The sequence below is a fragment of the Enterobacter sp. ODB01 genome, assembly GCF_001623605.1.
GTDB classification, from domain to species: Bacteria; Pseudomonadota; Gammaproteobacteria; order Enterobacterales; family Enterobacteriaceae; genus Enterobacter; species Enterobacter kobei.
On sequence record NZ_CP015227.1, the window covers coordinates 3,650,089 to 3,675,430 of the forward strand.

The 25,342-nt window shown below is 54.6% G+C and carries 24 protein-coding genes and 1 pseudogene; 7 read left to right on the forward strand and 18 right to left on the reverse strand.

The features are described from left to right. Positions 1-141: 141 nt before the first annotated feature. Complete coding sequence (gene chaB, locus A4308_RS17320) at positions 142-372, reverse strand: putative cation transport regulator ChaB (protein WP_014884191.1); 231 nt, start codon at positions 370-372, stop codon at positions 142-144. Positions 373-641: 269 nt separating this feature from the next. On the opposite strand from chaB, the gene chaA reads away from it, so the two are divergent. Further along, positions 642-1,742 carry a sodium-potassium/proton antiporter ChaA gene (chaA, locus tag A4308_RS17325; RefSeq protein WP_014884192.1) on the forward strand — a complete coding sequence of 367 codons (1,101 nt, stop codon included), beginning with the start codon at positions 642-644 and terminating at the stop codon, positions 1,740-1,742. A gap of 115 nt (positions 1,743-1,857) precedes the next feature. On the opposite strand, the gene kdsA is transcribed toward chaA, so the two are convergent. The 6 genes and pseudogenes from kdsA to hemA all read right to left on the reverse strand — a co-directional run bounded on the left by kdsA (position 1,858) and on the right by hemA (position 6,902). Beyond that, complete coding sequence (gene kdsA, locus A4308_RS17330) at positions 1,858-2,712, reverse strand: 3-deoxy-8-phosphooctulonate synthase (protein ID WP_014884193.1); 855 nt, start codon at positions 2,710-2,712, stop codon at positions 1,858-1,860. A 36-nt stretch (positions 2,713-2,748) separates the two neighbouring features. After that, positions 2,749-3,558, reverse strand: coding sequence for an invasion regulator SirB1 (gene sirB1 / locus A4308_RS17335; protein ID WP_008499515.1), 810 nt, complete (start codon positions 3,556-3,558; stop codon positions 2,749-2,751). 35 nt (positions 3,559-3,593) lie between these two features. After that, positions 3,594-3,683, reverse strand: a pseudogene (locus tag A4308_RS22850) (siroheme synthase); the annotation flags it as partial. A gap of 8 nt (positions 3,684-3,691) precedes the next feature. Next, a complete protein-coding gene (gene prmC, locus A4308_RS17340; protein ID WP_014884194.1) occupies positions 3,692-4,522 on the reverse strand; it encodes a peptide chain release factor N(5)-glutamine methyltransferase in 831 nt (276 codons plus the stop codon). Beyond that, positions 4,522-5,604: a peptide chain release factor 1 gene (prfA, locus tag A4308_RS17345; RefSeq protein WP_014884195.1), complete on the reverse strand. Its 1,083-nt coding sequence runs from the start codon at positions 5,602-5,604 to the stop codon at positions 4,522-4,524. Before prfA ends, prmC begins: the two co-directional genes overlap by 1 nt. Before the next feature lie 41 nt (positions 5,605-5,645). After that, a complete protein-coding gene (gene hemA, locus A4308_RS17350) occupies positions 5,646-6,902 on the reverse strand; it encodes a glutamyl-tRNA reductase (RefSeq protein WP_008499512.1) in 1,257 nt (418 codons plus the stop codon). Between the two features lie 201 nt (positions 6,903-7,103). On the opposite strand from hemA, the gene lolB reads away from it, so the two are divergent. From lolB to dauA, 4 genes are all read left to right on the forward strand, one after another. Next, positions 7,104-7,715 (forward strand): lipoprotein insertase outer membrane protein LolB, encoded by a 612-nt coding sequence (gene lolB / locus A4308_RS17355; RefSeq protein WP_045281217.1) that lies wholly within the window; start codon positions 7,104-7,106, stop codon positions 7,713-7,715. Further along, positions 7,712-8,581 (forward strand): 4-(cytidine 5'-diphospho)-2-C-methyl-D-erythritol kinase, encoded by an 870-nt coding sequence (ispE, locus tag A4308_RS17360; protein ID WP_045281216.1) that lies wholly within the window; start codon positions 7,712-7,714, stop codon positions 8,579-8,581. The genes lolB and ispE overlap by 4 nt, the downstream gene beginning before the upstream one ends. Positions 8,582-8,706: 125 nt before the next feature. Beyond that, complete coding sequence (gene prs, locus A4308_RS17365; RefSeq protein ID WP_003856663.1) at positions 8,707-9,654, forward strand: ribose-phosphate diphosphokinase; 948 nt, start codon at positions 8,707-8,709, stop codon at positions 9,652-9,654. A gap of 124 nt (positions 9,655-9,778) precedes the next feature. Beyond that, the gene (gene dauA, locus A4308_RS17370) at positions 9,779-11,458 is read left to right on the forward strand and encodes a C4-dicarboxylic acid transporter DauA (RefSeq protein WP_014884198.1); all 1,680 of its coding nucleotides are present in this window, start codon (positions 9,779-9,781) and stop codon (positions 11,456-11,458) included. Here the strand turns inward: dauA and A4308_RS17375 are convergent. Together A4308_RS17375 and ychH are read right to left on the reverse strand one after the other, a co-directional pair. Continuing rightward, positions 11,444-12,502 (reverse strand): MerR family transcriptional regulator, encoded by a 1,059-nt coding sequence (locus A4308_RS17375; protein ID WP_045281215.1) that lies wholly within the window; start codon positions 12,500-12,502, stop codon positions 11,444-11,446. The genes dauA and A4308_RS17375 overlap by 15 nt on opposite strands. Positions 12,503-12,622: 120 nt before the next feature. Continuing rightward, complete coding sequence (gene ychH / locus A4308_RS17380) at positions 12,623-12,898, reverse strand: stress-induced protein YchH (RefSeq protein WP_008499505.1); 276 nt, start codon at positions 12,896-12,898, stop codon at positions 12,623-12,625. Between the two features lie 274 nt (positions 12,899-13,172). On the opposite strand from ychH, the gene pth reads away from it, so the two are divergent. Beyond that, entirely contained in the window at positions 13,173-13,757 is a 585-nt protein-coding gene (gene pth / locus A4308_RS17385; RefSeq protein WP_014884200.1) for an aminoacyl-tRNA hydrolase, read from the forward strand. 126 nt (positions 13,758-13,883) lie between these two features. Beyond that, positions 13,884-14,978, forward strand: coding sequence for a redox-regulated ATPase YchF (ychF, locus tag A4308_RS17390; protein ID WP_023312134.1), 1,095 nt, complete (start codon positions 13,884-13,886; stop codon positions 14,976-14,978). A gap of 54 nt (positions 14,979-15,032) precedes the next feature. On the opposite strand, the gene A4308_RS17395 is transcribed toward ychF, so the two are convergent. The 9 genes from A4308_RS17395 to A4308_RS17430 form a co-directional block, all read right to left on the reverse strand. Beyond that, a complete protein-coding gene (locus A4308_RS17395) occupies positions 15,033-15,326 on the reverse strand; it encodes a YciI family protein (RefSeq protein ID WP_045281214.1) in 294 nt (97 codons plus the stop codon). Between the two features lie 99 nt (positions 15,327-15,425). Then, positions 15,426-15,791 (reverse strand): hypothetical protein, encoded by a 366-nt coding sequence (locus tag A4308_RS22060; protein ID WP_071890869.1) that lies wholly within the window; start codon positions 15,789-15,791, stop codon positions 15,426-15,428. A gap of 283 nt (positions 15,792-16,074) precedes the next feature. Next, complete coding sequence (locus A4308_RS17400) at positions 16,075-16,302, reverse strand: hypothetical protein (RefSeq protein WP_032636254.1); 228 nt, start codon at positions 16,300-16,302, stop codon at positions 16,075-16,077. Positions 16,303-16,805: 503 nt separating this feature from the next. Next, positions 16,806-17,066, reverse strand: coding sequence for a hypothetical protein (locus tag A4308_RS17405; protein WP_014884203.1), 261 nt, complete (start codon positions 17,064-17,066; stop codon positions 16,806-16,808). Then, the gene (locus A4308_RS17410) at positions 17,063-21,442 is read right to left on the reverse strand and encodes an RHS repeat-associated core domain-containing protein (RefSeq protein ID WP_045281213.1); all 4,380 of its coding nucleotides are present in this window, start codon (positions 21,440-21,442) and stop codon (positions 17,063-17,065) included. Before A4308_RS17410 ends, A4308_RS17405 begins: the two co-directional genes overlap by 4 nt. 3 nt (positions 21,443-21,445) lie before the next feature. Next, on the reverse strand, positions 21,446-21,886 hold the full coding sequence (locus A4308_RS17415; protein WP_023330599.1) for a DcrB-related protein: 441 nt from the start codon (positions 21,884-21,886) through the stop codon (positions 21,446-21,448). Between the two features lie 349 nt (positions 21,887-22,235). Further along, positions 22,236-22,790 carry a hypothetical protein gene (locus A4308_RS17420; protein ID WP_230278695.1) on the reverse strand — a complete coding sequence of 185 codons (555 nt, stop codon included), beginning with the start codon at positions 22,788-22,790 and terminating at the stop codon, positions 22,236-22,238. 76 nt (positions 22,791-22,866) lie between these two features. After that, on the reverse strand, positions 22,867-23,361 hold the full coding sequence (locus tag A4308_RS17425; RefSeq protein ID WP_230278694.1) for a hypothetical protein: 495 nt from the start codon (positions 23,359-23,361) through the stop codon (positions 22,867-22,869). Beyond that, complete coding sequence (locus tag A4308_RS17430; RefSeq protein WP_023337403.1) at positions 23,354-25,276, reverse strand: type VI secretion system Vgr family protein; 1,923 nt, start codon at positions 25,274-25,276, stop codon at positions 23,354-23,356. The genes A4308_RS17425 and A4308_RS17430 overlap by 8 nt, the downstream gene beginning before the upstream one ends. Positions 25,277-25,342: the final 66 nt, after the last annotated feature.

Sequence of the window (25,342 nt, forward strand, 5' to 3'; positions counted from 1 at the left end):
TGTAATGCGCCTTCCCGGCATTTTTTCTCTGGTCATTTTGCCAGCAGTGAAATAACGATAAGCAATTAGCGGACCAGTTGCAATACAACGGAAGTTCAACCGCCTGAAAAGTCAAAATGAAGGCAGCGAATTATTTCACGGCTATTTCTTTTTATGCCATTTATCATCGTCTCCTTTCTCGTAGTCATGTTTAACTGCGGCCCAGGCGACCTTATGCGCCGTCTCTTCCCGGCTGGCATCATCCCGGCGATCGTCTTTATCTTTGTACTGATCCCAGGCGCTGTTAAACGCTTCCTTGTAGATATCCTGCGCGTGTTCAGGCAGGACATTTTTCACGTTATCAGGTAATTCGCGTTTCGTTTTGTAGGGCATCACTAACCTCTCTTTTCGGTAAAGAGATAAGTGTGGACGACGATATGCCATGGTGCCACCAAACAATAGTTAATGAGTAAATTGAAATTATAATTCATTGTTATTTAATATTTATTTATGGGAGATAGAGCATTATAGACTTCAAAGAATAAAAACATCACAAAGGGTAAAATTAAGTAAAAATTAGAAGGTATTTAACAGATTTCTGTTAATTTAATCTCCTTAAAATCTATCTATAATTACAAGCACCTGCATTGATGGAGAAGCACATGACAGCAACACACGAGGCGGTAAAGACCCGCCACAAGGAGACGTCACTCATTTTCCCGGTTCTGGCACTGGCTGTGCTGCTCTTCTGGGGAAGCAGTCAGTCACTGCCAGTGGTGGTTGGTATCAATATTCTTGCCCTGGTCGGTATTTTAACCAGCGCATTTAGCGTCGTTCGCCATGCGGACGTATTAGCCCACCGTCTGGGCGAGCCGTACGGTTCGTTAATTCTGAGTCTTTCCGTTGTTATTCTCGAAGTCAGCCTGATTTCCGCGCTTATGGCGACCGGCGATGCTGCCCCGACGCTGATGCGCGATACCCTCTACTCCATCATTATGATTGTGACAGGCGGCCTGGTGGGCTTCTCGCTGTTACTGGGCGGGCGTAAATTTGCGACCCAGTACATGAACCTGTTTGGTATTAAACAGTACCTGATTGCCCTCTTCCCGCTGGCAATTATCGTGCTGGTCTTCCCGATGGCGCTGCCAGGTGCAAACTTCTCCACCGGTCAGGCGCTGCTGGTCGCGCTGATTTCCGCAGCCATGTACGGCGTGTTCCTGCTGATTCAGACCAAAACGCACCAGAGCCTGTTTGTATACGAACATGAAGATGACGGCGACGACGATGACCCGCACCACGGTAAGCCGTCAGCACACAGCAGTGTGTGGCACACGGTTTGGCTGATCGTGCATCTGATTGCGGTCATTGCGGTCACCAAAATGAATGCCAACCCGCTGGAGACGCTGTTGACCGAGCTGAACGCCCCGGTGGCCTTTACCGGTTTCCTGGTGGCGCTGCTGATCCTGTCCCCTGAAGGACTGGGGGCGCTGAAAGCGGTGTTGAACAATCAGGTGCAGCGTGCAATGAACCTGTTCTTCGGCTCCGTGCTGGCGACCATATCACTCACCGTACCGGTGGTGACCCTGATTGCCTTTATGACGGGGAACGAACTGCAGTTTGCGCTGGGCGCGCCGGAGATGATTGTGATGGTGGCCTCGCTGCTGCTGTGCCAGATCTCCTTCTCCACCGGACGCACCAACGTGCTGAACGGCGCGGCACATATGGCGCTGTTTGTGGCGTACCTGATGACGATATTTGCCTAGCCTCTTTGCCCAGCGGCGCTTCGCTTGCAGTGCCTACAGGTTTTGTAGGCCGGGTAAGCGCAGCGCCACCCGGCAATATGTCCTATAAAAAAACCCGCCGAAGCGGTTTTTTTTATTAGTTGCTGGTATCCAGCTCATCGAAGTTCTTCACCAGATCGTCAATCGCTTTGATCTGCTTCAGGAACGGCTCCAGCTTATCCAGCGGCAGTGCGGACGGACCATCGCATTTCGCGTTAGCCGGATCCGGGTGCGCTTCAATGAACAGACCCGCCAGACCCGTTGCCATACCGGCGCGCGCCAGCTCGGTTACCTGCGCGCGACGACCGCCAGACGCGGCACCAAACGGGTCACGGCACTGCAGGGCGTGAGTCACGTCGAAGATCACCGGAGACTGGTTAGAGACGTTCTTCATCACGCTGAAGCCCAGCATATCCACGACCAGGTTGTCATAACCGAAGTTTGCACCGCGGTCGCACAGGATAACCTTGTCATTGCCGCCTTCGATAAACTTGTCGACAATGTTCCCCATCTGGCCAGGGCTCACGAACTGTGGTTTTTTCACGTTGATGACCGCGCCGGTTTTCGCCATCGCTTCCACCAGGTCCGTCTGACGGGCCAGGAATGCCGGAAGCTGGATCACGTCTACCACGTCCGCTACAGGCTGTGCCTGCCAGGACTCATGCACATCGGTGATCACTTTCACGCCAAACGTCTGTTTCAGCTCCTGGAAAATCTTCATGCCCTCTTCCAGGCCCGGGCCACGGTAAGAGTGAATGGAGGAGCGGTTGGCTTTGTCAAAAGAGGCCTTAAACACGTACGGGATGCCCAGCTTCTGGGTCACGGTCACGTAGTGCTCGCAGATACGCATGGCGAGATCGCGGGATTCCAGCACGTTCATACCGCCAAACAGCACGAACGGCAGGTCGTTTGCTACCTTGATATCACCAATGCTAACCACTTTTTGTTTCATAGGATCGCCTTATTCAGGTGTGAATCGGAATTAAGATTAATGCAGTGTAATTTGTTTGTGCGAGATCGCGTTGATCTGCGCGCGAATCATTTCGCTAATCGGATCTTCCGGGCACTGCTCAACGAAATAGCTCAGATCGTTCAGCGCAACGTGTTCGCAGTCGAGCTGGGCATAGATAAGCCCGCGGTCGCGAATTTCGTAGGGATCTTCCGGATTAAACTGCAGCAGCACTTCGCTGGCACGCAAGGCCAGCTCCATCTGACGCTCTTCCATCAGCGCTGATTTCAGCGTATCCAGCAGCTTGCGGATCACTTCGGCGTTATCGGCCTCGTCGAGATCTTCGTTAAAGAGCTCGGCGACCGGGCTGATGTTGCCTTTCAGCCAGACGTCCAGCGTATGCTCATCCAGCGTATCGCCGTTAAACGGATTAATGAGCCACATCTCGCCGTCCAGCCACTCCGCCCGCAGGATCATCTGCGTCGGGAAAATGACCGGCACCAGTGGAATATCCAGACGGTGCGCGACCCACAGCAAAATAGAGCCCAGCGCAACGGCGCTGCCCTGACGGTTTTTTAAGACCTGGTCCAGCCATAATGCGTCAGACAGGCGATACACGCCACGCGTGTCGCAGAAACCCCATTCGCCGTAGAAAAGCTCAAGCAGCTTCTCTAATTGCCAGTCCTGCGGGCGCGCCTGATTGATCTCTTCACGCGCCAGGCTGACCAGATTCTCCAGTTCATCGTAAACGTACTGCGACGTAAAATCGTCGCGTATCATCTCCGAAATCAGGATCATGCCATCGCAAAGCGGCACTTTATTAAATTCGAAATCGGCTAAGGACTTCATGACTTACCCCAGTAACGCCCGAACGTACAGCTACCCCCGGGCGCGATAAAACTCAAAACAATGTAGATGATAACGCCAAACCGCCTTTCAGTCAGCCTTACGCCTTTATCAGTAAATGGCAGATAGCCTTGTTTCACGCCCACTGGCCTAGCGTCAACCGTTCATTACCGCCGTAGTCGCGGCAGGTTTCCACTGCGGTATAACCCGCTTGCGTAAACAGCGCACGTACGGCTTCCCCCTGCGTCCAGCCATGTTCCACCAGCAGCCAGCCGCCGGGAAGTAAATGTTGCCGTGACGTTGTCACTATGTGATCAAGATCGGCTAACCCTGCGTTAGCCGCAACCAGCGCCGTCAATGGCTCGAAACGAACATCGCCCTGCGCAAGGTGCGGGTCGTGTTCGTCAATATACGGCGGGTTACTGACGATCATCTCGAACGAGCGAGTCTCCAGCGCGCTAAACCAGCTGCTTTGCAGCACGGTCACGTTAGTCAGCCCAAGACGCGCCACGTTACGCTGCGCCAAGGTCACCGCGTCAGGCATCACATCCACTGCTGTCACATCGCAATCCGGACGCTCGCTGGCAAGCGCCAGCGCGATAGCACCCGTTCCTGTTCCGAGATCGAGAATGCGGCTGGCCGCAGCCGGCAAACGCGCCAGCGCCTGCTCCACCAGACATTCGGTATCCGGGCGTGGAATCAGCGTTGCCGCTGAGACATAAAGCGGGAGCGACCAGAACTCACGTTCACCGACAAGATGCGCCACCGGCTCACCGTTTTTACGGCGGGCAAGCAGCGTAGCGAGCTGCGCTTGCTGCTCAGCGGTCAATGGCGTCTCACCGAATGCCAGCAGATACGTACGGGCTTTACCCGTTACATGCTCCAGCAAAATTTCGGCGTCGCGTTTTGGGCTTTCGCTTGCGGAAAGCTCACCGGCGGCCTCACGTAACCAGCGCTGAAAATCCATTATTCCTGCTCGGACAGCGCCGCCAGCTGGTCGGCCTGGTATTCCTGCACGATAGGCTCAATCAGCATATCCAGCTTCCCTTCCATCACCTCGTCCAGACGGTAAAGCGTCAGGTTAATGCGGTGGTCGGTCACGCGGCCCTGCGGGAAGTTGTAGGTACGGTTACGGTCGCTGCGATCGCCGCTGCCCAGCAGGTTACGACGCGTCGATGCTTCCGCCTGCTGGCGTTTCGCCATTTCGGCCGCGTGGATACGCGCACCCAGCACGGACAAGGCTTTGGCTTTGTTTTTATGCTGCGAACGCTCGTCCTGACACTCCACCACAATACCGGTTGGCAGGTGAGTAATACGGATAGCGGAATCGGTGGTGTTAACGTGCTGGCCGCCCGCACCAGAGGAGCGGAAAGTGTCGATGCGCAGGTCCGCCGGGTTGATGTCCGGCAGTTCCGCTTCCGGCAGCTCTGGCATCACCGCCACTGTACAGGCAGAGGTATGAATACGCCCCTGAGATTCCGTAGCAGGCACGCGCTGCACGCGATGACCGCCAGATTCAAACTTCAGACGACCATACACGCCGTCGCCGCTGATCTTGGCGATAACCTCTTTATAGCCACCATGCTCGCCGTCGTTAGCGCTCATGATTTCCACGCGCCAGCGACGCGATTCAGCGTAGCGGCTGTACATGCGGAACAGATCCCCGGCAAACAGCGCCGCTTCGTCACCGCCGGTACCGGCGCGGACTTCCACAAACGCGTTACGCTCGTCGTCCGGATCTTTTGGCAGCAGCAGCACCTGAAGCTGTTGCTCCATCTCTTCAGAACGCGCTTTCGCATCCTGTAACTCTTCCTGCGCCATCTCGCGCATTTCAGGATCGTCGAGCATCATCTGCGCGGTTTCGATGTCTTCCTGAACCTGTCGCCAGTCGGTAAAGCATTTAGAAACATCACTTAACTGCGCGTACTCACGCGAGAGTGCGCGAAAACGTTCCTGGTCCGCAATGGTCCCGGCATCCCCGAGCAGCGCCTGGACTTCTTCATGGCGCTCGTGCAGAGCTTCCAGTTTAGCGACGATAGAAGGCTTCATAGGCGTAAGTGCACCTTGTCTTAGAAAATGGGTATAGGGCGCTATTCCAGCCCGAGGCTGTTGCGCAGAATAGTCAGGCGTTCATCATCCCCGTCACGGGCAGCCTGTTGAAGAGATTTGGTTGGTGCATGGATCAGGCGGTTGGTCAGTTTCCACGCCAGATCCTGCATAATGGCCTGTGCGTCGCCGCCCTGTTCAAGGGCCGCTAACGCTTTGGCAGTCAGGTCATCACGCACCTGCTCCGCCTGCCCGCGATACTCGCGGATGGTCTCGCTGACGCTTTGCGCGCGCAGCCAGGCCATAAACTCGCTGGTTTCCTGCTCAACAATGGTTTCCGCCTGTACCGCCGCCGCTTTACGCTGAGCGAGGTTGTGCGAAATGATGCTTTGCAGGTCGTCAACGCTGTAAAGATAGGCGTTCGCCAGTTTACCGACTTCCGGTTCAACATCACGCGGGACGGCGATATCCACCAGCAGCATCGGCTGATTTCGACGCGACTTCAGCGCGCGTTCCACCATCCCTTTACCGATGATTGGCAGCGGGCTGGCGGTAGAACTGATAATAATGTCCGCCTCTTTCAGACGTTCATCGATGTCGCTCAGCGCAACCACTTCTGCGCCCACCTCATCCGCCAGAACCTGCGCACGTTCGCGGGTGCGGTTCGCGATAATCATCTTTTTCACTTTATGCTCGCGCAGATGGCGCGCCACAAGTTCGATGGTTTCGCCCGCGCCCACCAGCATCACGGTGACGGTGGAAAGGGACTCAAAGATTTGACGTGCAAGGGTGCAGGCTGCGAAAGCAACAGAAACCGCACTGGCACCAATGTCGGTTTCGGTTCGCACACGCTTCGCCACGGAGAACGACTTCTGGAACATACGCTCCAGTTCACTGGCCTTCAAATGCCCTTTTTGCGAATCCGCAAAGGCTTTTTTCACCTGACCGAGAATCTGCGGCTCGCCCAGCACCAGTGAATCCAGACCGCTGGCGACGCGCATCAGATGGCTGACCGCATCATTGTCCTGATGCCAGTACAGGCTATTACGCAGCTCGTCTTCGTTGAGATTGTGGTAGTCACATAACCAGCGGATCAGCGCTTCATGCAGATTATCCTGCTCTTCCACGCTTAAATATAGCTCGGTACGGTTGCACGTCGAGAGCACCACACCCCCTTGCACCATGGGTTGGGCAAGCAGGCTGTCCAGCGCCAGGTCAAGCGTATCCGGCGAAAACGTAACGCGTTCTCGCAGCGAAACCGGGGCCGTTTTGTGGTTAATACCGAGTGCTAATAGGGTCATGTTGAGCGGGAGTAGTACCAGCGTTAATAAGGTTAGCAGGACGCATCATACAGGATGCGCGAGATCAATAAAAGAGACCGCCTCCTTTCGGAGTAATAGCTTACGCATTGCTTTGAGATAATTTGAACGTAGACGGTGGGACTGCGGGACGCTAGCATTAACAGTTATAACTGCAACGTATCTCAAGGATTTGTCCTCATTATGACCCGACTGATTCGCCTGCTGCCTCTGGCGGCACTGGTTCTGACCGCATGTACTGTCACCCAACCAAAAGGCCCGGGCAAAAGCCCTGATTCACCGCAGTGGCGTCAGCACCAGCAGGACGTCCGCAATTTGAGCCAGTATCAGACCCGCGGCGCCTTCGCCTATCTCTCTGATGAACAAAAAGTGTATGCGCGTTTCTTCTGGCAGCAAACCGGGCAGGACAACTATCGCCTGCTGCTGCTGAACCCGCTCGGCAGCACCGAACTGGAGCTTATCGCCAAACCGGGCGAAGCGCAGATCACCGACAATAAAGGCCAGCACTACACCGCGACCGATGCCGAAGAGATGATTGGCAAGCTGACCGGGATGCCGATCCCGCTGAACAGCCTGCGCCAGTGGATCCTCGGCCTGCCGGGTGACGCCACCGACTACACCCTGGACGATCGGTACCGTCTGAGCCAGGTCAACTACACCCAGAATGGCAAAACCTGGAAAGTGGTATACAACGACTATGACAGCAAGAGTAAACCATCGCTGCCATCAAATATGGAGCTGACACAGGGCAGCCAGCGCATCAAGCTCAAAATGGATAACTGGATCGTTAAATGATGACCCACTGGCCTTCTCCGGCAAAACTGAACCTGTTTTTATATATCACCGGTCAGCGTGCTGACGGCTACCATACCCTGCAAACGCTGTTTCAGTTTATTGACTATGGCGACACGATCGCCATTGAGCCGCGTCAGGACGGGCAGATTTGTCTCCTGACACCGGTCGAAGGCGTGGCGCATGAAGACAACCTGATTGTGCGTGCCGCGCGCCTGCTGATGAAAGCGGCAGCGGAGTCGGGGCGGCTGCCCGCGGGAATCGGTGCGGACATCAGTATAGAGAAGCGCCTGCCGATGGGCGGCGGTCTGGGCGGCGGCTCATCTAACGCCGCCACGGTGCTGGTTGCCCTGAATCACCTCTGGGGCAGCGGGCTGTCGCAGGACGAACTGGCCGCCCTGGGCTTGACACTGGGCGCGGATGTTCCGGTGTTTGTTCGCGGTCATGCGGCCTTTGCCGAGGGCGTGGGGGAAATCCTCTCCCCGGTCAACCCGCCGGAAAAATGGTATCTGGTTGCTCACCCCGGCGTGAGCATTCCGACCCCGGTCATCTTTAAAGATCCTGACCTGAAAAGAAATACCCCGATTCGGTCAATAGAAACGTTATTAAATTGTGAATTCAGCAACGATTGCGAGGATATCGCAAGAAAACGTTTTCGCGAGGTTGATGCGGTGCTTTCCTGGCTGTTAGAATACGCGCCGTCGCGCCTGACTGGTACAGGGGCCTGTGTCTTTGCTGAATTTGACACCGAATCCGCCGCTCGTCAGGTGCTTGAGCAAGCGCCGGATTGGCTGCATGGTTTTGTAGCGCGTGGGATGAACATCTCCCCCCTACAGCAGGCCATTCTGGCGCAGACTGAGTTTCGGTGACAACGTCACCCTGTTCCAGACGTTGCATCGCGCTCTTTAATACACCGCCTGGATAGCCTTCGCCTGGCCCGCACAGTTTGCGGCGAACGCTATCCACCACTGGACGCATGCCTGAGGTTCTTCTCGTGCCTGATATGAAGCTTTTTGCTGGTAACGCCACCCCGGAACTAGCACAACGTATTGCCAACCGCCTGTACACTTCCCTCGGCGACGCCGCTGTAGGTCGCTTTAGCGACGGCGAAGTCAGCGTACAAATTAACGAAAATGTACGCGGTGGTGATATTTTCATCATCCAGTCCACCTGTGCTCCAACGAATGACAACCTGATGGAACTGGTTGTTATGGTCGACGCCCTGCGTCGCGCTTCCGCAGGCCGTATCACTGCTGTAATCCCTTACTTCGGCTATGCCCGTCAGGACCGTCGCGTCCGTTCCGCGCGTGTGCCAATTACCGCTAAAGTCGTTGCTGATTTCCTCTCCAGCGTCGGCGTTGACCGCGTACTGACCGTTGACCTGCACGCAGAGCAGATCCAGGGCTTCTTCGACGTCCCGGTTGATAACGTATTCGGCAGCCCAATCCTGCTGGAAGACATGCTGCAGCTGAACCTGGACAACCCGATCGTGGTTTCTCCGGACATCGGCGGCGTGGTACGTGCCCGTGCTATCGCTAAGCTGCTGAACGATACCGACATGGCGATCATCGACAAACGTCGTCCTCGCGCTAACGTTTCTCAGGTGATGCACATCATCGGTGACGTTGCTGGCCGCGACTGCGTGCTGGTTGACGATATGATCGATACCGGTGGCACGCTGTGTAAAGCCGCTGAAGCGCTGAAAGAACGTGGTGCGAAACGCGTATTTGCTTACGCAACTCACCCGATCTTCTCCGGTAATGCGGTAAACAACCTGCGTAACTCCGTCATTGACGAAGTTGTGGTATGCGATACCATTCCACTGAGCGACGAGATCAAGGCACTGCCAAACGTGCGTACCTTGACCCTGTCCGGGATGCTGGCCGAAGCGATTCGTCGTATCAGCAACGAAGAATCCATCTCTGCAATGTTCGAACACTAATCGAACACGGCCGAAAAACCCGCTGCGGCGGGTTTTTTTGTCTTTAGGTTTTATTTGTATGATTAATGCCTCCTTCACCTGCCATTCATATGACAGATGATGCGCACTCGGATGATAGATAATTGTGAAAAACGTAGCCTCCTCACATGTTCTGCCCTTTCGCGCCCTCATCGACGCTTGCTGGAAAGAGAAGTACACCTCGTCACGTTTTGTCCGTGACCTGATTGCCGGGATCACCGTCGGCATTATCGCCATACCGCTGGCGATGGCGCTGGCGATTGGTAGCGGCGTTGCACCACAGTACGGCCTCTACACCTCGGCCGTTGCCGGGATTGTCATCGCCCTGACCGGTGGTTCACGCTTCAGCGTCTCTGGCCCGACCGCCGCTTTTGTGGTGATCCTCTACCCGGTTTCGCAACAGTTTGGTCTTGCAGGCCTGCTGGTTGCCACCCTGATGTCAGGCCTGTTTTTGATTCTCTTTGGCCTGGCCCGCTTTGGCCGCCTGATTGAGTACATTCCCCTTTCCGTCACGCTCGGGTTCACCTCAGGGATCGGGATCACCATCGGAACCATGCAGATCAAAGATTTTCTCGGTCTGCAGATGCCTCACGTACCGGAACATTATCTGCAAAAAGTGGGCGCGCTGTTTATGGCACTGCCTACGGCCAACCTGGGCGACGCCGCCATCGGGATTGTGACGCTGGGTACGCTGATCGTCTGGCCTCGTTTAGGGATTCGTCTGCCGGGTCACCTTCCCGCGCTGCTGCTGGGTTGCGCAGTAATGGCAATCGTCAATATGTTCGGTGGTCATGTCGCGACGATCGGCTCGCAGTTCCACTATGTGCTGGCGGACGGTTCTCAGGGTAGCGGCATTCCGCAACTGTTACCGCAACTGGTACTGCCGTGGGACATGCCTGGCTCCAGCTTTACCTTAAGCTGGGATTCCCTGCGCGCCTTGCTTCCCGCCGCATTCTCTATGGCAATGCTGGGGGCCATTGAATCGCTGCTCTGTGCCGTCGTGCTCGACGGCATGACCGGCACCAAACATAAAGCCAACAGCGAACTGGTCGGTCAGGGGTTAGGCAATCTCATCGCCCCGTTCTTTGGCGGTATTACCGCAACGGCAGCCATCGCCCGTTCAGCGGCGAACGTGCGCGCGGGAGCAACCTCCCCCGTTTCGGCGGTTATCCACTCCGTGCTGGTGATCCTCGCTCTGCTGATCCTTGCCCCGCTGCTCTCCTGGCTGCCGCTTTCCGCTATGGCCGCGCTGCTGCTGATGGTGGCCTGGAATATGAGTGAGGCGCATAAGGTGGTCAACCTGCTGCGTCGTGCACCAAAAGACGACATCATCGTAATGTTGATCTGTATGTCGCTGACGGTTCTGTTCGATATGGTTATCGCCATCAGCGTCGGGATCGTGCTGGCTTCCCTGCTGTTTATGCGCCGCATTGCACAGATGACGCGCCTTTCGCCGGTCAACGTAGAGGTGCCTGATGATGTGCTGGTGCTGCGCGTAATTGGCCCGCTGTTCTTCGCCGCGGCGGAAGGCCTGTTCAGCGAACTGGAAACCCGCATCGCTGGCAAACGGATTGTGGTATTGAAATGGGATGCCGTACCGGTGCTGGATGCCGGTGGCCTGGACGCCTTCCAGCGCTTCGTACAACGTCTGCCGGAAGGCTGCGAGCTGCGGGTGAGTAACCTGGAATTCCAGCCGCTGCGCACCATGGCGCGCGCGGGCGTACAGCCGATCCCTGGCCGACTCTCTTTCTACCCTAACCGGGAAGCGGCGTTAGCGGATCTGTGATTCACCTGATGCGGTGAAACGTCTCTGCATCATTATCCCGATGGCCTGCTGGAGCCATGCAAGCACAGCAGGCGACATCCATGTTCCTTTCATCAGCTGCGGCTCCTGCTGCATGGCCGCGCGAAACTTTTGCTGGGTTTCCGGGTTTGTTCCCGCATACGACTGGAATAACGCCAGCCAGTTTTCAGCCAGCTTTTGCGCCTCCTCACAGGCAGGATCGATACTTTTCCGCTGCGCCTGATGCAGTTTCGCCACCAGCGGCGGCCACTCCATCATGCGGTCAAAGTAGTGTGCCCTGGTAAAGGCCATCTCTTCGGCGGTGAGATACTTCTCCCATATGTTGAGCTTAGATTCAGCAAACGCCCGGGTAATGTACTCCGTCATCTCCGGCGTGATGCCAGTCTGCGCCTGCATTTGCGGCTCAACGCTGTGCATTTCGTTCAGCCGGGTAAGAAACTCCGGCTTGCCCGCCGTGTCCTGCTCCAGGCGTTCCATCCAGCGCGTCGCCAGCTCCATGGCTCGCGCATCCGTAACGGGGATATGTTGCTCCAGAAGTATGTTGGCCTCTGTAACCAGCCCTGACCAGATAGCCGCCAGTGCCTCCTTCTGCACCGCAAACGGCAGCTGCTGTAACTCTTCTTTGCTAAACCAGCGATCGTACATATTCATTAACTCCAGCGTCTGTAGCCAGGATTCCAGATCCGGCGTCGCATCGTCGCGAAGCCCGGTGCGCAGTTCCACCAGCCGGTCGCGCAGCGTATGTATGCTGCAAAGCTGTTTATCCAACAGCGTGATTTGCGCATCGAGTAACTCGGTTAACGACAGCGACGCCTGTTCCAGAAAATCCCTGATTTCAGCAAGTTCCAGCCCCGCTTTTGCCAGCGTCTGGATCATGTGCAGACGCTGGACATCTGCCAGGTTGTAAAGCCGGTAACCTGCCGCACTTCTGGCAGAAGGCAGCAACAACCCTGTTTGCTCATAGTGATGCAATGTCCGCACGGTGATCCCGGCCCGTTTCGCAAGCTCACCCACCTGAATCAACATAATTGCTCCTTTTTACTTTGCCAGTGCACACACTCTGGAGCCTTACGTTACGTGAGGGTCAATACTACATGCAAAAAAAAACGACTCCCTTGGGAGTCGTTCGGTGTTCTTTATCAGGTACTAGCTGTGCTTATGCTGATCCCTGCGACAACGTTTATCATAATGGCGCACCCACCAGTATTTATCGCAGACTTCCTCATGTCCGCTCACGCGCGCCCCGGCAAGCCACAATACTGCACCGAGGAAAATGCTCAGTACCGCGCCATGCGCGAAGTATTGCGGGAGATCAAGCTGCGGCAATTGGTTTAAAATTGAATAACCCACGCCGACAACCATCACGAACAGCCCCAACCCCATCAGCACGTTACCGAGTAACGAAGCGTTTTTGCGTTTCATGTGTCACCTCCGGAACTTTGGGTTGTCAGGGGAAAAGCCCCTAATCCTTGTGTGTAAAGTATAGACAACGCCCCTTTTATGAGTTGCGTGAATGATCACATTTACGGATAACTCCCAAACAAAAGTTTACAAATAAGGCGTTGAACAGCTTGAAATTCTAATTGTTCAGATGAGTAATTATTCGACTTTCGCCGTGACGATTGCAGAATTTTGTCAAGCGGCGCGCCAGACAGTAAACTACGCGCCAGATCTGGAACCCATTAGGAATTGAATCGTGACGATTAAACTGATTGTCGGCCTCGCCAACCCGGGCGCAGAATATGCGGCCACTCGCCACAATGCCGGGGCATGGTATGTTGATCTGCTGGCCGAGCGGTTGCGTGCTCCCCTGCGCGAAGAACCTAAATTCTTCGGCTATACCTCACGTATCAACCTTGCTGGCGCAGATGTGCGCCTGCTGGTACCCACCACCTTTATGAACCTGAGCGGTAAAGCCGTGGCGGCAATGGCAACGTTTTATCGCATCAATCCGGATGAAATTCTGGTGGCTCACGATGAGCTGGACCTCCCACCCGGCGTGGCAAAATTCAAACTGGGCGGCGGGCACGGGGGCCATAACGGTCTGAAAGATATTATCAGCAAGCTGGGCAATAACCCGAATTTCCACCGTTTGCGCGTAGGAATCGGCCATCCGGGCGATAAAAACAAAGTTGTTGGTTTTGTGTTAGGTAAGCCCCCGGTTTCTGAGCAGAAACTGATTGACGAGGCGGTAGACGAAGCGGTGCGCTGCACTGAAATCTGGCTGAAAGATGGCTTAACCAAAGCGACAAACCGCCTGCACGCTTTCAAAGCGCAATAATCCGCCCGATACGGCTTTTTTACCGCGCGTGATGCGGGTTACGTGTATAATAGGCAGAGTTATTTACTTTTCATCAATCGGTTATCGTTAACGGATTGATTATCAAGATATTAAGGTGATTTAGAAATGGGATTCAAATGCGGTATCGTCGGTCTGCCAAACGTGGGCAAATCCACCCTGTTTAACGCGCTTACCAAAGCGGGTATCGAAGCGGCGAACTTCCCGTTCTGTACCATCGAACCGAACACCGGCGTTGTGCCAATGCCCGACCCGCGTCTGGACCAGCTCGCGGAGATCGTGAAGCCACAGCGCATTCTGCCGACCACCATGGAGTTCGTTGACATCGCGGGCCTGGTAAAAGGCGCCTCCAAAGGTGAAGGTCTGGGTAACCAGTTCCTGACCAACATTCGTGAAACCGAAGCGATCGGCCACGTTGTGCGCTGCTTCGAGAACGACAACATCATCCACGTCAACAACAAAGTGGATCCGGCTGACGACATCGAGGTCATCAACACCGAGCTGGCGCTCTCTGACCTCGACACCTGCGAACGCGCGATTCACCGCGTGCAGAAGAAAGCCAAAGGCGGCGATAAAGACGCGAAAGCGGAACTGGCTGCGCTGGAAAAATGTCTGCCACAGCTGGAAAACGCGGGCATGCTGCGCGCGCTGAAAAACCTGACGGAAGAAGACAAGGCGGCGATCAAATACCTGAGCTTCCTGACCCTGAAGCCAACCATGTACATCGCCAACGTTAATGAAGACGGTTTCGAGAACAACCCGTATCTGGACAAAGTGCGTGAAATCGCCGCGGCGGAAGGTTCTGTCGTTGTCGCGGTATGCGCTGCCGTTGAATCTGATATCGCCGAGCTGGACGACGCTGACCGTGAAGAGTTCATGGCCGAGCTGGGTCTGGAAGAGCCGGGTCTGAACCGCGTAATTCGCGCAGGCTATGAGCTGCTGAACCTGCAGACCTACTTCACTGCGGGCGTGAAAGAAGTGCGTGCGTGGACGATCCCTGTAGGTGCGACCGCGCCTCAGGCGGCCGGTAAGATCCACACCGACTTCGAGAAAGGCTTTATTCGTGCGCAGACTATCGCGTTTGAAGACTTCATCACCTACAAGGGTGAGCAAGGCGCGAAAGAAGCAGGCAAGATGCGTGCGGAAGGGAAAGATTACATTGTTAAAGATGGCGATGTGATGAACTTCCTGTTTAACGTCTGATTCGTCTTGGATGAAAAAAATCCACGCCCTGGCGTGGATTTTTTTATTGCGGGGTTAAAACACATTTTCTAATAGTTCTGTTTTCATGCTGGGTTCAAAGGGAATGATCTCAACAGTCGCAAGCTTTAACCTCTGAAAAGGATCCTCGCGCAAGCGCTCTTCCAGAAAGGCAAGACTCTCAGATTTTGCAAGAATGACGCCACCGTTTCTTGGGATCCGTCTACCGGACGCCAGGAAAATCCCCTCTGAATACCCCTTTTTTAGCCACTCAACATGAGCATGTATCGCTGCGTCAATCTCTTTGAGTGGTTTGATATAGGTTAAAATGACAATGTAAACCGTGCTCATCCTTTGCCTCTTAGCTCTGTTTTAAACCGCTTGTTGGAACTGCTTATGCAGCCCTCTTTTGCCACCGGTTATTGTTATCATTTTCTGGCGCTTTTGATGTTAATACGCAGGGCCAGATAGAGACAACGCGTTACGCTTCATACCCCAGGAATAAAACCAATCATGCCAGCCGTTTTGCTTTTCCGCATAGCTACAGACTACAACCACTTCTTTTGACCGGTTGAATGTTAAGTAATAGAAAGCCGCACCTTCAGGAGGTGCAGACCAAAATAGTTTTTCGCCCTGAGCACTGAAAATGGTCAAAACGGTTGGTAGTGGCTTTGAGTCGCTTAACGCAAAGACTAACTGACGTGTTGGGTCGACCATTGCGAGATCTAAGCAAGGTATACTTATGCGTAAGCTTCTTGTACAGCATATCCACTCGAGCACCTCTTTTTCTTTAATAAAATTGAAGTCAGCGATCATCTTAGCTCTTAATAAATATTTTCATTTAGTTTATAAGAAAATTTCAGATCATCTCGATATGTTATAGTTTGAAGCCCGAAATATTATATAAAGCGTCACTTACCAAAGCGTTCTGGAGATGCCTAAGAGATTTGACAACTTTATTTTTGAAAACGACATCGCAATTTAATTTAGGGGTAAGTATTTTATCCGAATAATAACAAATGTTCATCTTTTCCGTACTAGATGATTTTGCTCAGCCTGTAATTATATCTTTTTAGAAGCAAGGATTTTATATCTCTAATTACGGCCCATAAAAATGCATCAATGTGTTAAGATCATCTAAATTTTGTTTAGTTGGTTTATTTTTCTCCATTTTATCATATTCATAAATTATTCCTTTCATAGGAATACCAGATTCATGATTAACCGCTATATCCAATAATAAATCAATATCAGACTGTTTTTTTAAAGTGCTCTTTAAAACTTTTTGGAGAAGTTTTTCAGCATCTTTTCTTTCTAAGAAATACATAATATATACCCCGTAACATTTCAATTAAGTAAATGAGTATCTTTACCATCTTTATATACTAGCAAAATGCAATCTTACAATGATCTGAATATTTTAAAGTTTCATACCAAATTAAGAATAGCAGGATGAGTGAGCAGATCAATTTTTAGAATCAGTTATAAACCATGCTGGCAGCAATGGCCATGAGCAGACAGTTTTAGTACTAATCTAAATCAAGAACAACAAGGACAACAAAGCCTCAAAAGGACAGTGTCTATCATCATGGTTTAGTGTAGGAAGCTGTCAAAAAATGGGACAAGACTGCTTCGAAGGTTAATTTCGTCAGCACACAGGTGGATTGATTGAAGCTGGCTTCGGTTTTAGTACATTTAGCCGGTAAATAGTAATTCTTTTGAGTTCTTTTATTAAAATTTGTCTGTCTTTGTTGTCGGCGTGAGAATTTTAAAAACAGACAAATGCTTAAATATAGTCTCGAAAAAAATATTCCTTCTTTTTGTTAAAGATCACGGCGTAATTTTTTTGATATCAAGTGCGTAATTAACAACATCATCCAATAGCTTTTCTTCCCTGAGGGAAAAGTTTGCGTATTGAGACATTGCTCTGCATGTTGACAGACTTTCAACGACTTCAAATGGAATTTTATCTCCAAAATTTATTATCTGATCATAACGAGTTTGAAAAAAATTGGCCGATTCATGTTTGCCATTGGCATTAAGTTCAAAAATTATTTGTTCAAGTGCATTTTTTAAGTTATTTAAATTCATTGCCAGGGAACCCCTAAAGTTTTAACCACCCATGCTCTTGGAAGATTGGACACCACAGCCTGGTATCCCATCCCAGGATAACCTGCCCCTTGAGCTGCAGCAGGACCTTCACTCACCCAAGTTCCCTTAGGAACTTTGAACTCTGATACATTAGTAATATTTACACCCCAATCATGGCGAATAGCTAGTTTTTCTCGCAAAACCTCCTCGGAATTATATTTTTCATTTGTAAGCCAAGAAATTTTTCTTCCTGTTCGATTATTTACACCATGATATTTATAAAAAGTCTCATCTGTTTTCAGCTGCCTATTTTTATAAACGCTTTTATCAAATGTTTCAGCAATTCCCCCAGGAAGTTGCGGCCCTGGTTTTTTTCCTGTACTGCATCTCGATAACCCCCACGGATCCACCCACCCCAGCGCATTCGGCGCATACTGGTAAAGGTTTATCCCCCCCGCCAGCCCTATCGGGTCCTGCTGCGTAAACCTTCCGCAGTCCGGGTCGTAATACCGGAACAGATTGTAGTGCAGCCCTGTCTCACGATCCAGGTATTGCCCCTGCATACGCAGGTTCTGAGAATATCCTGATACCTGCGTTTCGCTTTCCCGCAGCAGCTTGCCCCAGGCGCTGTTCACTCCTTCCCAGCGCACCTGCCCTTCGATATCCGTCATCCGCTCCGGCGTGCCGTTGGGCTGACAGTGGAACCAGAAGATTTCCGGGGCATCCACGCCGTCGATACGCGCCAGCGGATCGTAGCTGTCCTGATCGCTGTAGACGTAGGTCAGCGGCACATCCCCGTGCACTTCCTGCAGCAGGCGGAACCCCTCCCAGACAAAACGGGTAGTGACCGGCTTGCCGGTTGGCTGCCCGCCCAGCATCTGGCGACGCGTTTTGCTGATCCGTCGTCCGAGCGGATCGTAGCGGAAGTTGACCTGCGTCTGCGGTTTGTTGCGATCCCGCGGCTGGCTGATGACCTCCGTCAGGCGCTGCTCGCCGTCGTAGCGGTAGTGCCACCGGGTCTGGCCGTTATCCTTCTCCACGGTGCGGCCGTGAATGTCATAACGCCAGCGAATGCCGTTCAGCTGCGTCAGGCGGTTATGCGTGACCTTCTCAGCAGAGCCTTCCAGCGGGTTGCCAGCGGCATCCCAGCGCCACTGCTCCTGTCCGGGCAGGGAGCCGTCCTGAACCAGCAGGCGCCCAGCGCTGTCATACTGCCAGCGGTACCAGCTGAACGGATTATCGTCCCGCTCTTCCCGCACCAGGTTATTGCGGTAATCGTAATCCCAGCGGCGAGACCAGCGGCGCGGCGACGGGCGTTGGGCATTGCCAGTGAAGACATCCCGGCGATGCAGTCGACCGAGACGGTCGTACTCGCTGCGGGTGGTCAGCAGCCCCTGAGTACGGCTGGTCTCCCGGTGGAGTTCGTCGCGGGTAAAATCAGAGACCGACAGCTTATCGAGGGCAATGCCGAGCAGATGCCCGCTGCCGTAGTAGAACTGTTTCAGCTCGCGGCCATCGGGCAGCGTGACGGAGGTGCGGTTGCCCAGCGCGTCATACTCCCACGCCAGCTCGCCGTGTTCGCCCGCCTCGCGCGTCACGCGACCGAGCGCGTCATAGTCAAAGGCAAGCTCCTGCTCGGCCTCGGTGGTCCATGCGTCGGCTGAAAGCGCCGGATGCAGCCCGATCCGGCTTAATAGCCCGGATGGTGTGTAATGATAGCGGGTCTGGCCTTCCGGCGTGGTGCGGGCGACCAGCTGGCCGCTTGCACTCCAGGCGAAGGCGTGGGTGATCGCCTCAGGATGACCGGCGGCAAAGGTGCGCGCTATCGTGCGCCCGCAGGCGTCGTAGCGATACTGCGAGGCCACGCCATCAAGCCCTGTCTCTTCCAGAAGAAGCGAGTCCGCGCCCCAGCGGAACTGATACGCTTCACCGTTTTCGTTTTCCAGGGCAACCAGACGCCCGCGGCTGTCCCAGCGGCGGCGCACCTCTTCCCCCTGAGTATTGCGGGTGGCGGTTAAGCGCCCTGCGTCATCGTATCTGAACTCGCTTTCTTTCCCGTCAGCGCCCGCATGCTTCACCGGCAGGCCGCGCTCGTTCCATGCAAGTGACTCCGTCCAGCCTTCCGGACGATCGAGCTGCACCGGACGTCCTGCCGCGTCGTAGCGATAGCGCGTCTCTTCGCCGTCGGCGCCAGTCTCGGCCACCAGCCAGCCGAGCGGATGATAACGGTAGCGGGTAATGCGCCCGGAACAGTCCGTCGCACGTACCATCTGCCCGGCGTCGTTATACTCCTGGTAGCGGCTGTTTCCGGCGGCATCGACCTCCTCAATAACCTGACCAAACTCATCCCGGTGCAGGAGCGTGGTCTGCCCCATCGGGTCGACCACGCGCTTCAGGCCGTGATGTTCGTCGTACCAGAAACGGGTCGCGCTGCCGTCGGCTTCGATAATGGCCGCCGGAAGCGCGCGGTGCTCCAGCCAGGTGGTGGTACGGGTATTGCCGTCGGCGTCGATCTCCTGCACCCGGTTGCCCATTTCGTCGTAGACGAAGGTGACAGCATTGCCGAGGGGATCGACGCGACGGGTCAGAAGTTCGTTGTCATCCCACTCGTAGCGCCAGGTTTCACCACGCTCGTCAACGTAGCGGACAATCAGATTTTGCGCGTTCCAGTAGTGCTTACGCGTCTGACCATCGTAGTGCTCGACGGTCGTCAGCCCGGCGGCTAAATCATAGCTAAAGCGGCACCCGTCGCCGGTGCTGGTGCGGTTTTCCACCACCCGCCAGTGGTCGAATTTTTGCCAGCGGTATTCACTTTCCAGCCCACCAGGCAGGCGGTGCCAGACCATCAGGCCACGGTCGTTATAGCGGTATTCACGCGTCACCACGCCGGAGGCATCCGTCGCGCTCGCCAGCTGGGCGCACGCATCGTAGCGCCACTGCATCAGCGGCCAGGAACGGTTGCCGTCGAAATGGCTGGCTGCGGTAACGCGCTGCGGGAAACGTTCATCTTCGTAGCGCAGGGTGACGTCGATTGCCCGCGGCTCGTCGTGAAGGCCGACCAGCCTGCCGTGCTCGTCCCACTCCGTCAGCAGCGCGTTGCCGTATTCGTCGCTGAGGGAGGCGAGACGCAGGATAGATGGATTCGCCCGGGTCGGTTTATACAGACGCCATACCGCACCGTCATCATCGGCGATCGCGACGTCGCCGCTCTCATTGCGGCGGATAATAATGCCTTCGCTGATGCTGTAAAACGCGCGGTCGACAGGCGGCAGCTCGAAGCTCAGCTCACGCCCGGTTTCGTCGAACCAGGTGGCGTTGTTTTCTTCCAGCGTCAGATAGCTGTCAAAGGTGGTTGCCCAGCCCAGCCCGAACAGCCCTTCGCGGGTAGTCAGGCTGTTATAGCTGCGCTGCCAGCGAAGCGGGAAACGCCCTGGCAGCGAGAAATCGAGCTCATCGTCGTCATTCAGTACCTTTACGCCGGTGGCGGCGTGAACCGGGTGCGAGGAGCCGAACACGGCATTCACGGCCATATCGGCCAGCATCCCGCCGCCAGCCGCCGCCAGCGCGCAGGGCATATTTTTCAGAATCTTGCCCGGACGCCCGCGCAGCAGGGAGAGCGCAATCATCCCCAGCGCCAGTCCCGGCGTTTTACCGCTTTTGATATCGCGAACCGTGAGCGTGTCGCCGCCAATGATCACGTTCGGTGAGACGTCGTCGGAAACCGTGCCTTCACAGGTGGTGCGATCTTTCGCGCGCACCGCAGGCTGTCCGTTGATAAAGACGCTTTTGGAGCCTTCCGCCAGATACTGCGGCCCGGAGTGTTTTTCGCACGCCACCTTGTCTTCTTCCAGCGGCGAGGTCCCCGCCGCGGCAGAGGCCACGCTCGGCTGCCACATTTCGCTGCCAAATTGTCCGGCGGCGGAAAGGAGCATGCCCGCGTAGTCGGCAAAACTGCCCGGCGACTGTGGTTCAGGGGAAGGGGTATCCGCAGGCGTCAGCGTTCCGGCCGCGCGCGCGGCGGGGATCGCATTCGTCAGAACGTTATTCGAACCGGTGGTAATTTTGCCCGCAGGCGACGGAGGGAAAAGCGCATTGCCCAACCCTTCCGCGGCATTGCTGATATCGTCAGTGATCCCTGCCACGTTCGCCAGCACGCCGCCGATAATCCCGCTTAACAGACAGCTGGATCCAATTGCCGCCACGCCTGCTGCCGCGGCCCCCGCCCCCAGCAGTGGTGCCGCTACGGTTGCAGCAGCGCCTACCGCCGCGCCGATCACCGCATAGGCGGCACCTTCCGCCACAATGCTGGTGATGTCAGCAAAAATGCTGGAGTGAATAATCTCGTCGCCCTTACGGGCCGCGTTGTTATCGCTCATGCCTTACACATTCCGGTTGTCGTTTAGCGTCAGACTTTGCTTAAGCGCGCTCCAGCGCACCTCGTCCTCTTCGGTGAATGCTCTGAGTGCCGAGAGGGTAAAAATCATCAATACCGGTTTGCCCGGCGTCTGTACGGCCAGCTGTTTTTGCCACAGGCGCTGCCCGTTACGGTCGAAGGTGGTCTCAACTTCCAGCCCGTTAATTTTTCCGTCAGGGCCGGCTTTTACATTCCGGAATTCGCTCTGGGCAATTTCGCCCATCTGAGGACGCAGCACATCCCACTGGCGGTGAAACTCTTGTTCGTAGTCGCTGCCGTCCGGGATTACGCCGCGGCTGACCACCACGGACAGTCCGCTTTCGTCATCGCGAATAATATTCATACTGTTATCCTGCCAGGCAGCAGGAAAAAGGGAAAACGAACCTTCCTGGAGGGTGTATTTCATAAGTGAACTCGGGATGGTTAATATTGTGAGAAACAAGAAGGCCAATCCATGCTGGCCCTTTGGTTGGCAGTTTTATTATTTACGCCATTGACCTGACTGTTCGACTAAAACCTGGCTACCTTTGCTGACAACCAGTTTCGCGGGTGCATACGTCACGGTATAAACGATTTCGCCATTCTTGTACGTTGAGCCGATTATTTTACCTGCGGAGTCGCGAAACGTTTTTCCCTTTGCGGCTAACCGTTTCGAGCTTATTGTATTGCGATAATTCAAGCGCCGATGACGTTTCAACGACGCCTGTCAATAAAGCGGTGAACAATGCGACTGCCAAATATTTTTTGGTCATAAATCACTCTGAAGTACCATTTTCGTAATTCATGGTTATTTTCACAACCTGACTGTCTATAACCTTAAAAGAGAGCAATTTCTTACCCAATTCATAGGAAATCCACTTCTCCCCGGAATCATTTTCGAACTGACCATCGCCGTACGCATTGTTCAGCTCTCTGATTGTTGAACCCACATGAACGCCACGCGGCGTTAAAATATCTGAGGCAGTCAGCGTAATCTGGGACACGATATAATCGTCAACGCTTCTTTCTGCTTTATCCCACCAGAGATTGGAAATGAATATTTCTAACCCAGCCTTTTGATGCTGGTAGAATTTATAGTTTGTTCCGTCAAAAGGAACTTCACCGACAAAATGGCCTTCCAACGGCACGTCAATTTTACGGGCAATATCAGGAGTCCATCTGTCGCCCAATGCGACAGGCTGGTCTTTAATCTGCACAGAAAAATCCCGTTTTGTCAGAACGGAAGGCATCACCTGAGCCAAAACCACATTGCTGCTCAGACAGGTAAACATCAGGGCAGAAAAAAGAAATACCGGAGTGTTTTTTTTCACGTTAATTGTCATTCAATGAATATTTATTGCGCTTCTCACCACTGGAAACCCCGTCAGGACATGGGAACTGTGTTTCTTATTCGGCGCTTATGACGACAGAATCCAGACAGTCAGGTTTTTTCACGGTGAAACTGAAGCTCACCTTTTGTCCATTACTGTCTTTTGGCGCGGTATAACTGGTCACTTCATTCTCAGAGCGGCCTTGCGGATAGTCAGTGAGCACCAGTTGCGGAAAGTGCATTTTAACGGTATCAAGCGTTATGCATTGACCTGACGGTGAAAAATTCAGTAAAGGCGCCATGTCGCCGTTATCTTTGCTTAAACGTAAACCAATTTCGGTAATGCTCGCTCCATCATCCAGTTTGAAATCGTCAGCATTGTAGAAATTGATATATTCATTTTGTCTGGTGATCTTAAATGACAACGGCGCATTGCTTAGGCTTGTAACGGATAATGATCTGAGTGATGTGCTCATCCCGGAAATGAACTTCCAAAGATCCTGTTTCTGAGCGCCTCCTTCAGCCATTCCCGTCGTTAATAATGCGATAAGCACCGCACCGGCCTTACTCATCTTTTGGCGTAAATTTCGCCTGCACAGCCGCATCAATATCCCCTTTATGCCCCGATCCCGGTGCCGTGGTGCCCGGCTTGGTTCCCGAGGTATTCAGGTGCAGCTTACCGCCCGTGGTGATATAACCATCCCCTTCCACGAAGAAGTTAAACTCTTTACCGATCAGGTTAATCTTGCCGTTAGCATTCAGCTCAATGGCGCTTTCCCCTGAGACCAGCCGCAGCTTCGTCCCGGAAGCAATGACGTACTGCTCCACCGCCGCATCCAGCTTGCCTTTGCCGGTCAGGATCTCAGTCCCACCTTTGACAGCCTGGGTCTGATTCGCTTCCACGCGATGCAGTTCATTTTTCTTCACGTAATGGCTGCGCTCGCCGCCGACGCTGTGCGTTTCATCATTTTTAACGCTGGTGTCCATGTTGCGCTCGGCCTGGATCCACACCTGCTCTGCACCTGCTTTATCCTCAAAGCGCAGGGCGTTGGCGTTGTCCACGGAGCCGTCTTTCGTCCGGCTCATAAAGCCCATCTGCGTCGCCGCCGCCGGCAGCGCCCACGGCGGCATGCTCGCGTCGTTGTACACACGCCCGGTAATAATCGGACGGTCCGGGTCGCCGTTGATAAAGTCCACCACCACCTCGTCGCCGACGCGCGGGATTTGCACCCCGCCGTAGCCCTGGCCCGCCCACGCGCTCGACACGCGCACCCAGCAGGAGCTGGTGTCATCCCCCTTCGCCAGACGGTCCCAGTGGAACTTCACCTTCACGCGACCGTATTTGTCGGTCCAGATACTCTCGCCGTTCGGGCCCACCACCTTCGCGGTCTGCGGGCCGTAGGTGCGCGGCCACGCCGTGCTCTGCGCCGGGCGATAAGAGACCGACGCCGGGATGACCGTGAAATCGGTCCTGTGAACAGTTTCACCTTCGCCGCTGGCGTAGCGGTTCTCTTCGAAGTGGTAGCCCGCCGCCGTCACCAGATACTCGCCGTTATCGCTGAAGAACGGCGCGTTGGTCAGGGTGAAGGTGTGGCCCGGCGCAATCCCCGCCGCCGTGGCGGTGGCCTGAATCTGCTGGTGCTCAACCTGCCAGCGCTCCTGGCGAATGCGGGCGTAAAACTCCGCATGCCCGGTCTCCACAAAGCGTCCCGGCCAGTCGTAGACGTCAATGCTGCCCGGCTTCGGCGACGCCGGGTTCTGCTGGGCCTGGAACAGCCACGCGTTCGGCTTGCGGAAGTCATAGTCGTCGAGGCTGTAAATCCCCGGCGTCACGCTGTCCTCAAGCGCCCACTGGCTGATGCCCTCTTCATCCGTACTGCCGCCGGACGGCGTCTGGTGGTAAGGAATGACCTCATAGCCGCTGAACGGCTGATGCTGGGTGGCGGCGTCGGTGAGCACCAGGGTGTGCTTGTCGGCCTCGTGGCTGAAGTGATAGGCAATCCCTTCCAGCTCCATCAGGCGGCTGATGAAGTCCAGGCTCGACTCCTGATACTGCACGCAGTAGTCCCACACCCGGTAGCTGCCGGTAAGTTTATCCTCCACGTTGACCTGATGTTCAGCCAGCAGGGTTTTCACAATCTGCGGCACCGTCTGGCCCTGGAAAATACGCAGGTTACGGTCGCGCTTCATCGGCCACAGGTCCGGCTCCACCGTCAGCTGGTACACCGCATAGCGGGTGCCCGTCAGCTCAACGGCGCTGACCGCCACGCGGGTAATCTTGCCGTTAACATAGCGGGACGTCAGCAGGTTCTGCGTCGGGATGGTCACCGTGACCGGCTGGCCCAGCAGTTTGCTGCGGTCAATGCGCGCGTCCGTGCCGAGCACGGTCAGCGTCAGCGCGAACGACTCGGACATCGCCTCGCGGCCCGTCAGTTTCCAGAACAGAAGCCCCTCCACCGGGAGCTGAACGGTAATTCGGTTGAGCATAATTTTTATTCCATCTAGCTTATGCGATTTAGAAAAGAGGTTCGCATCTACGCATCAGCGTCATTT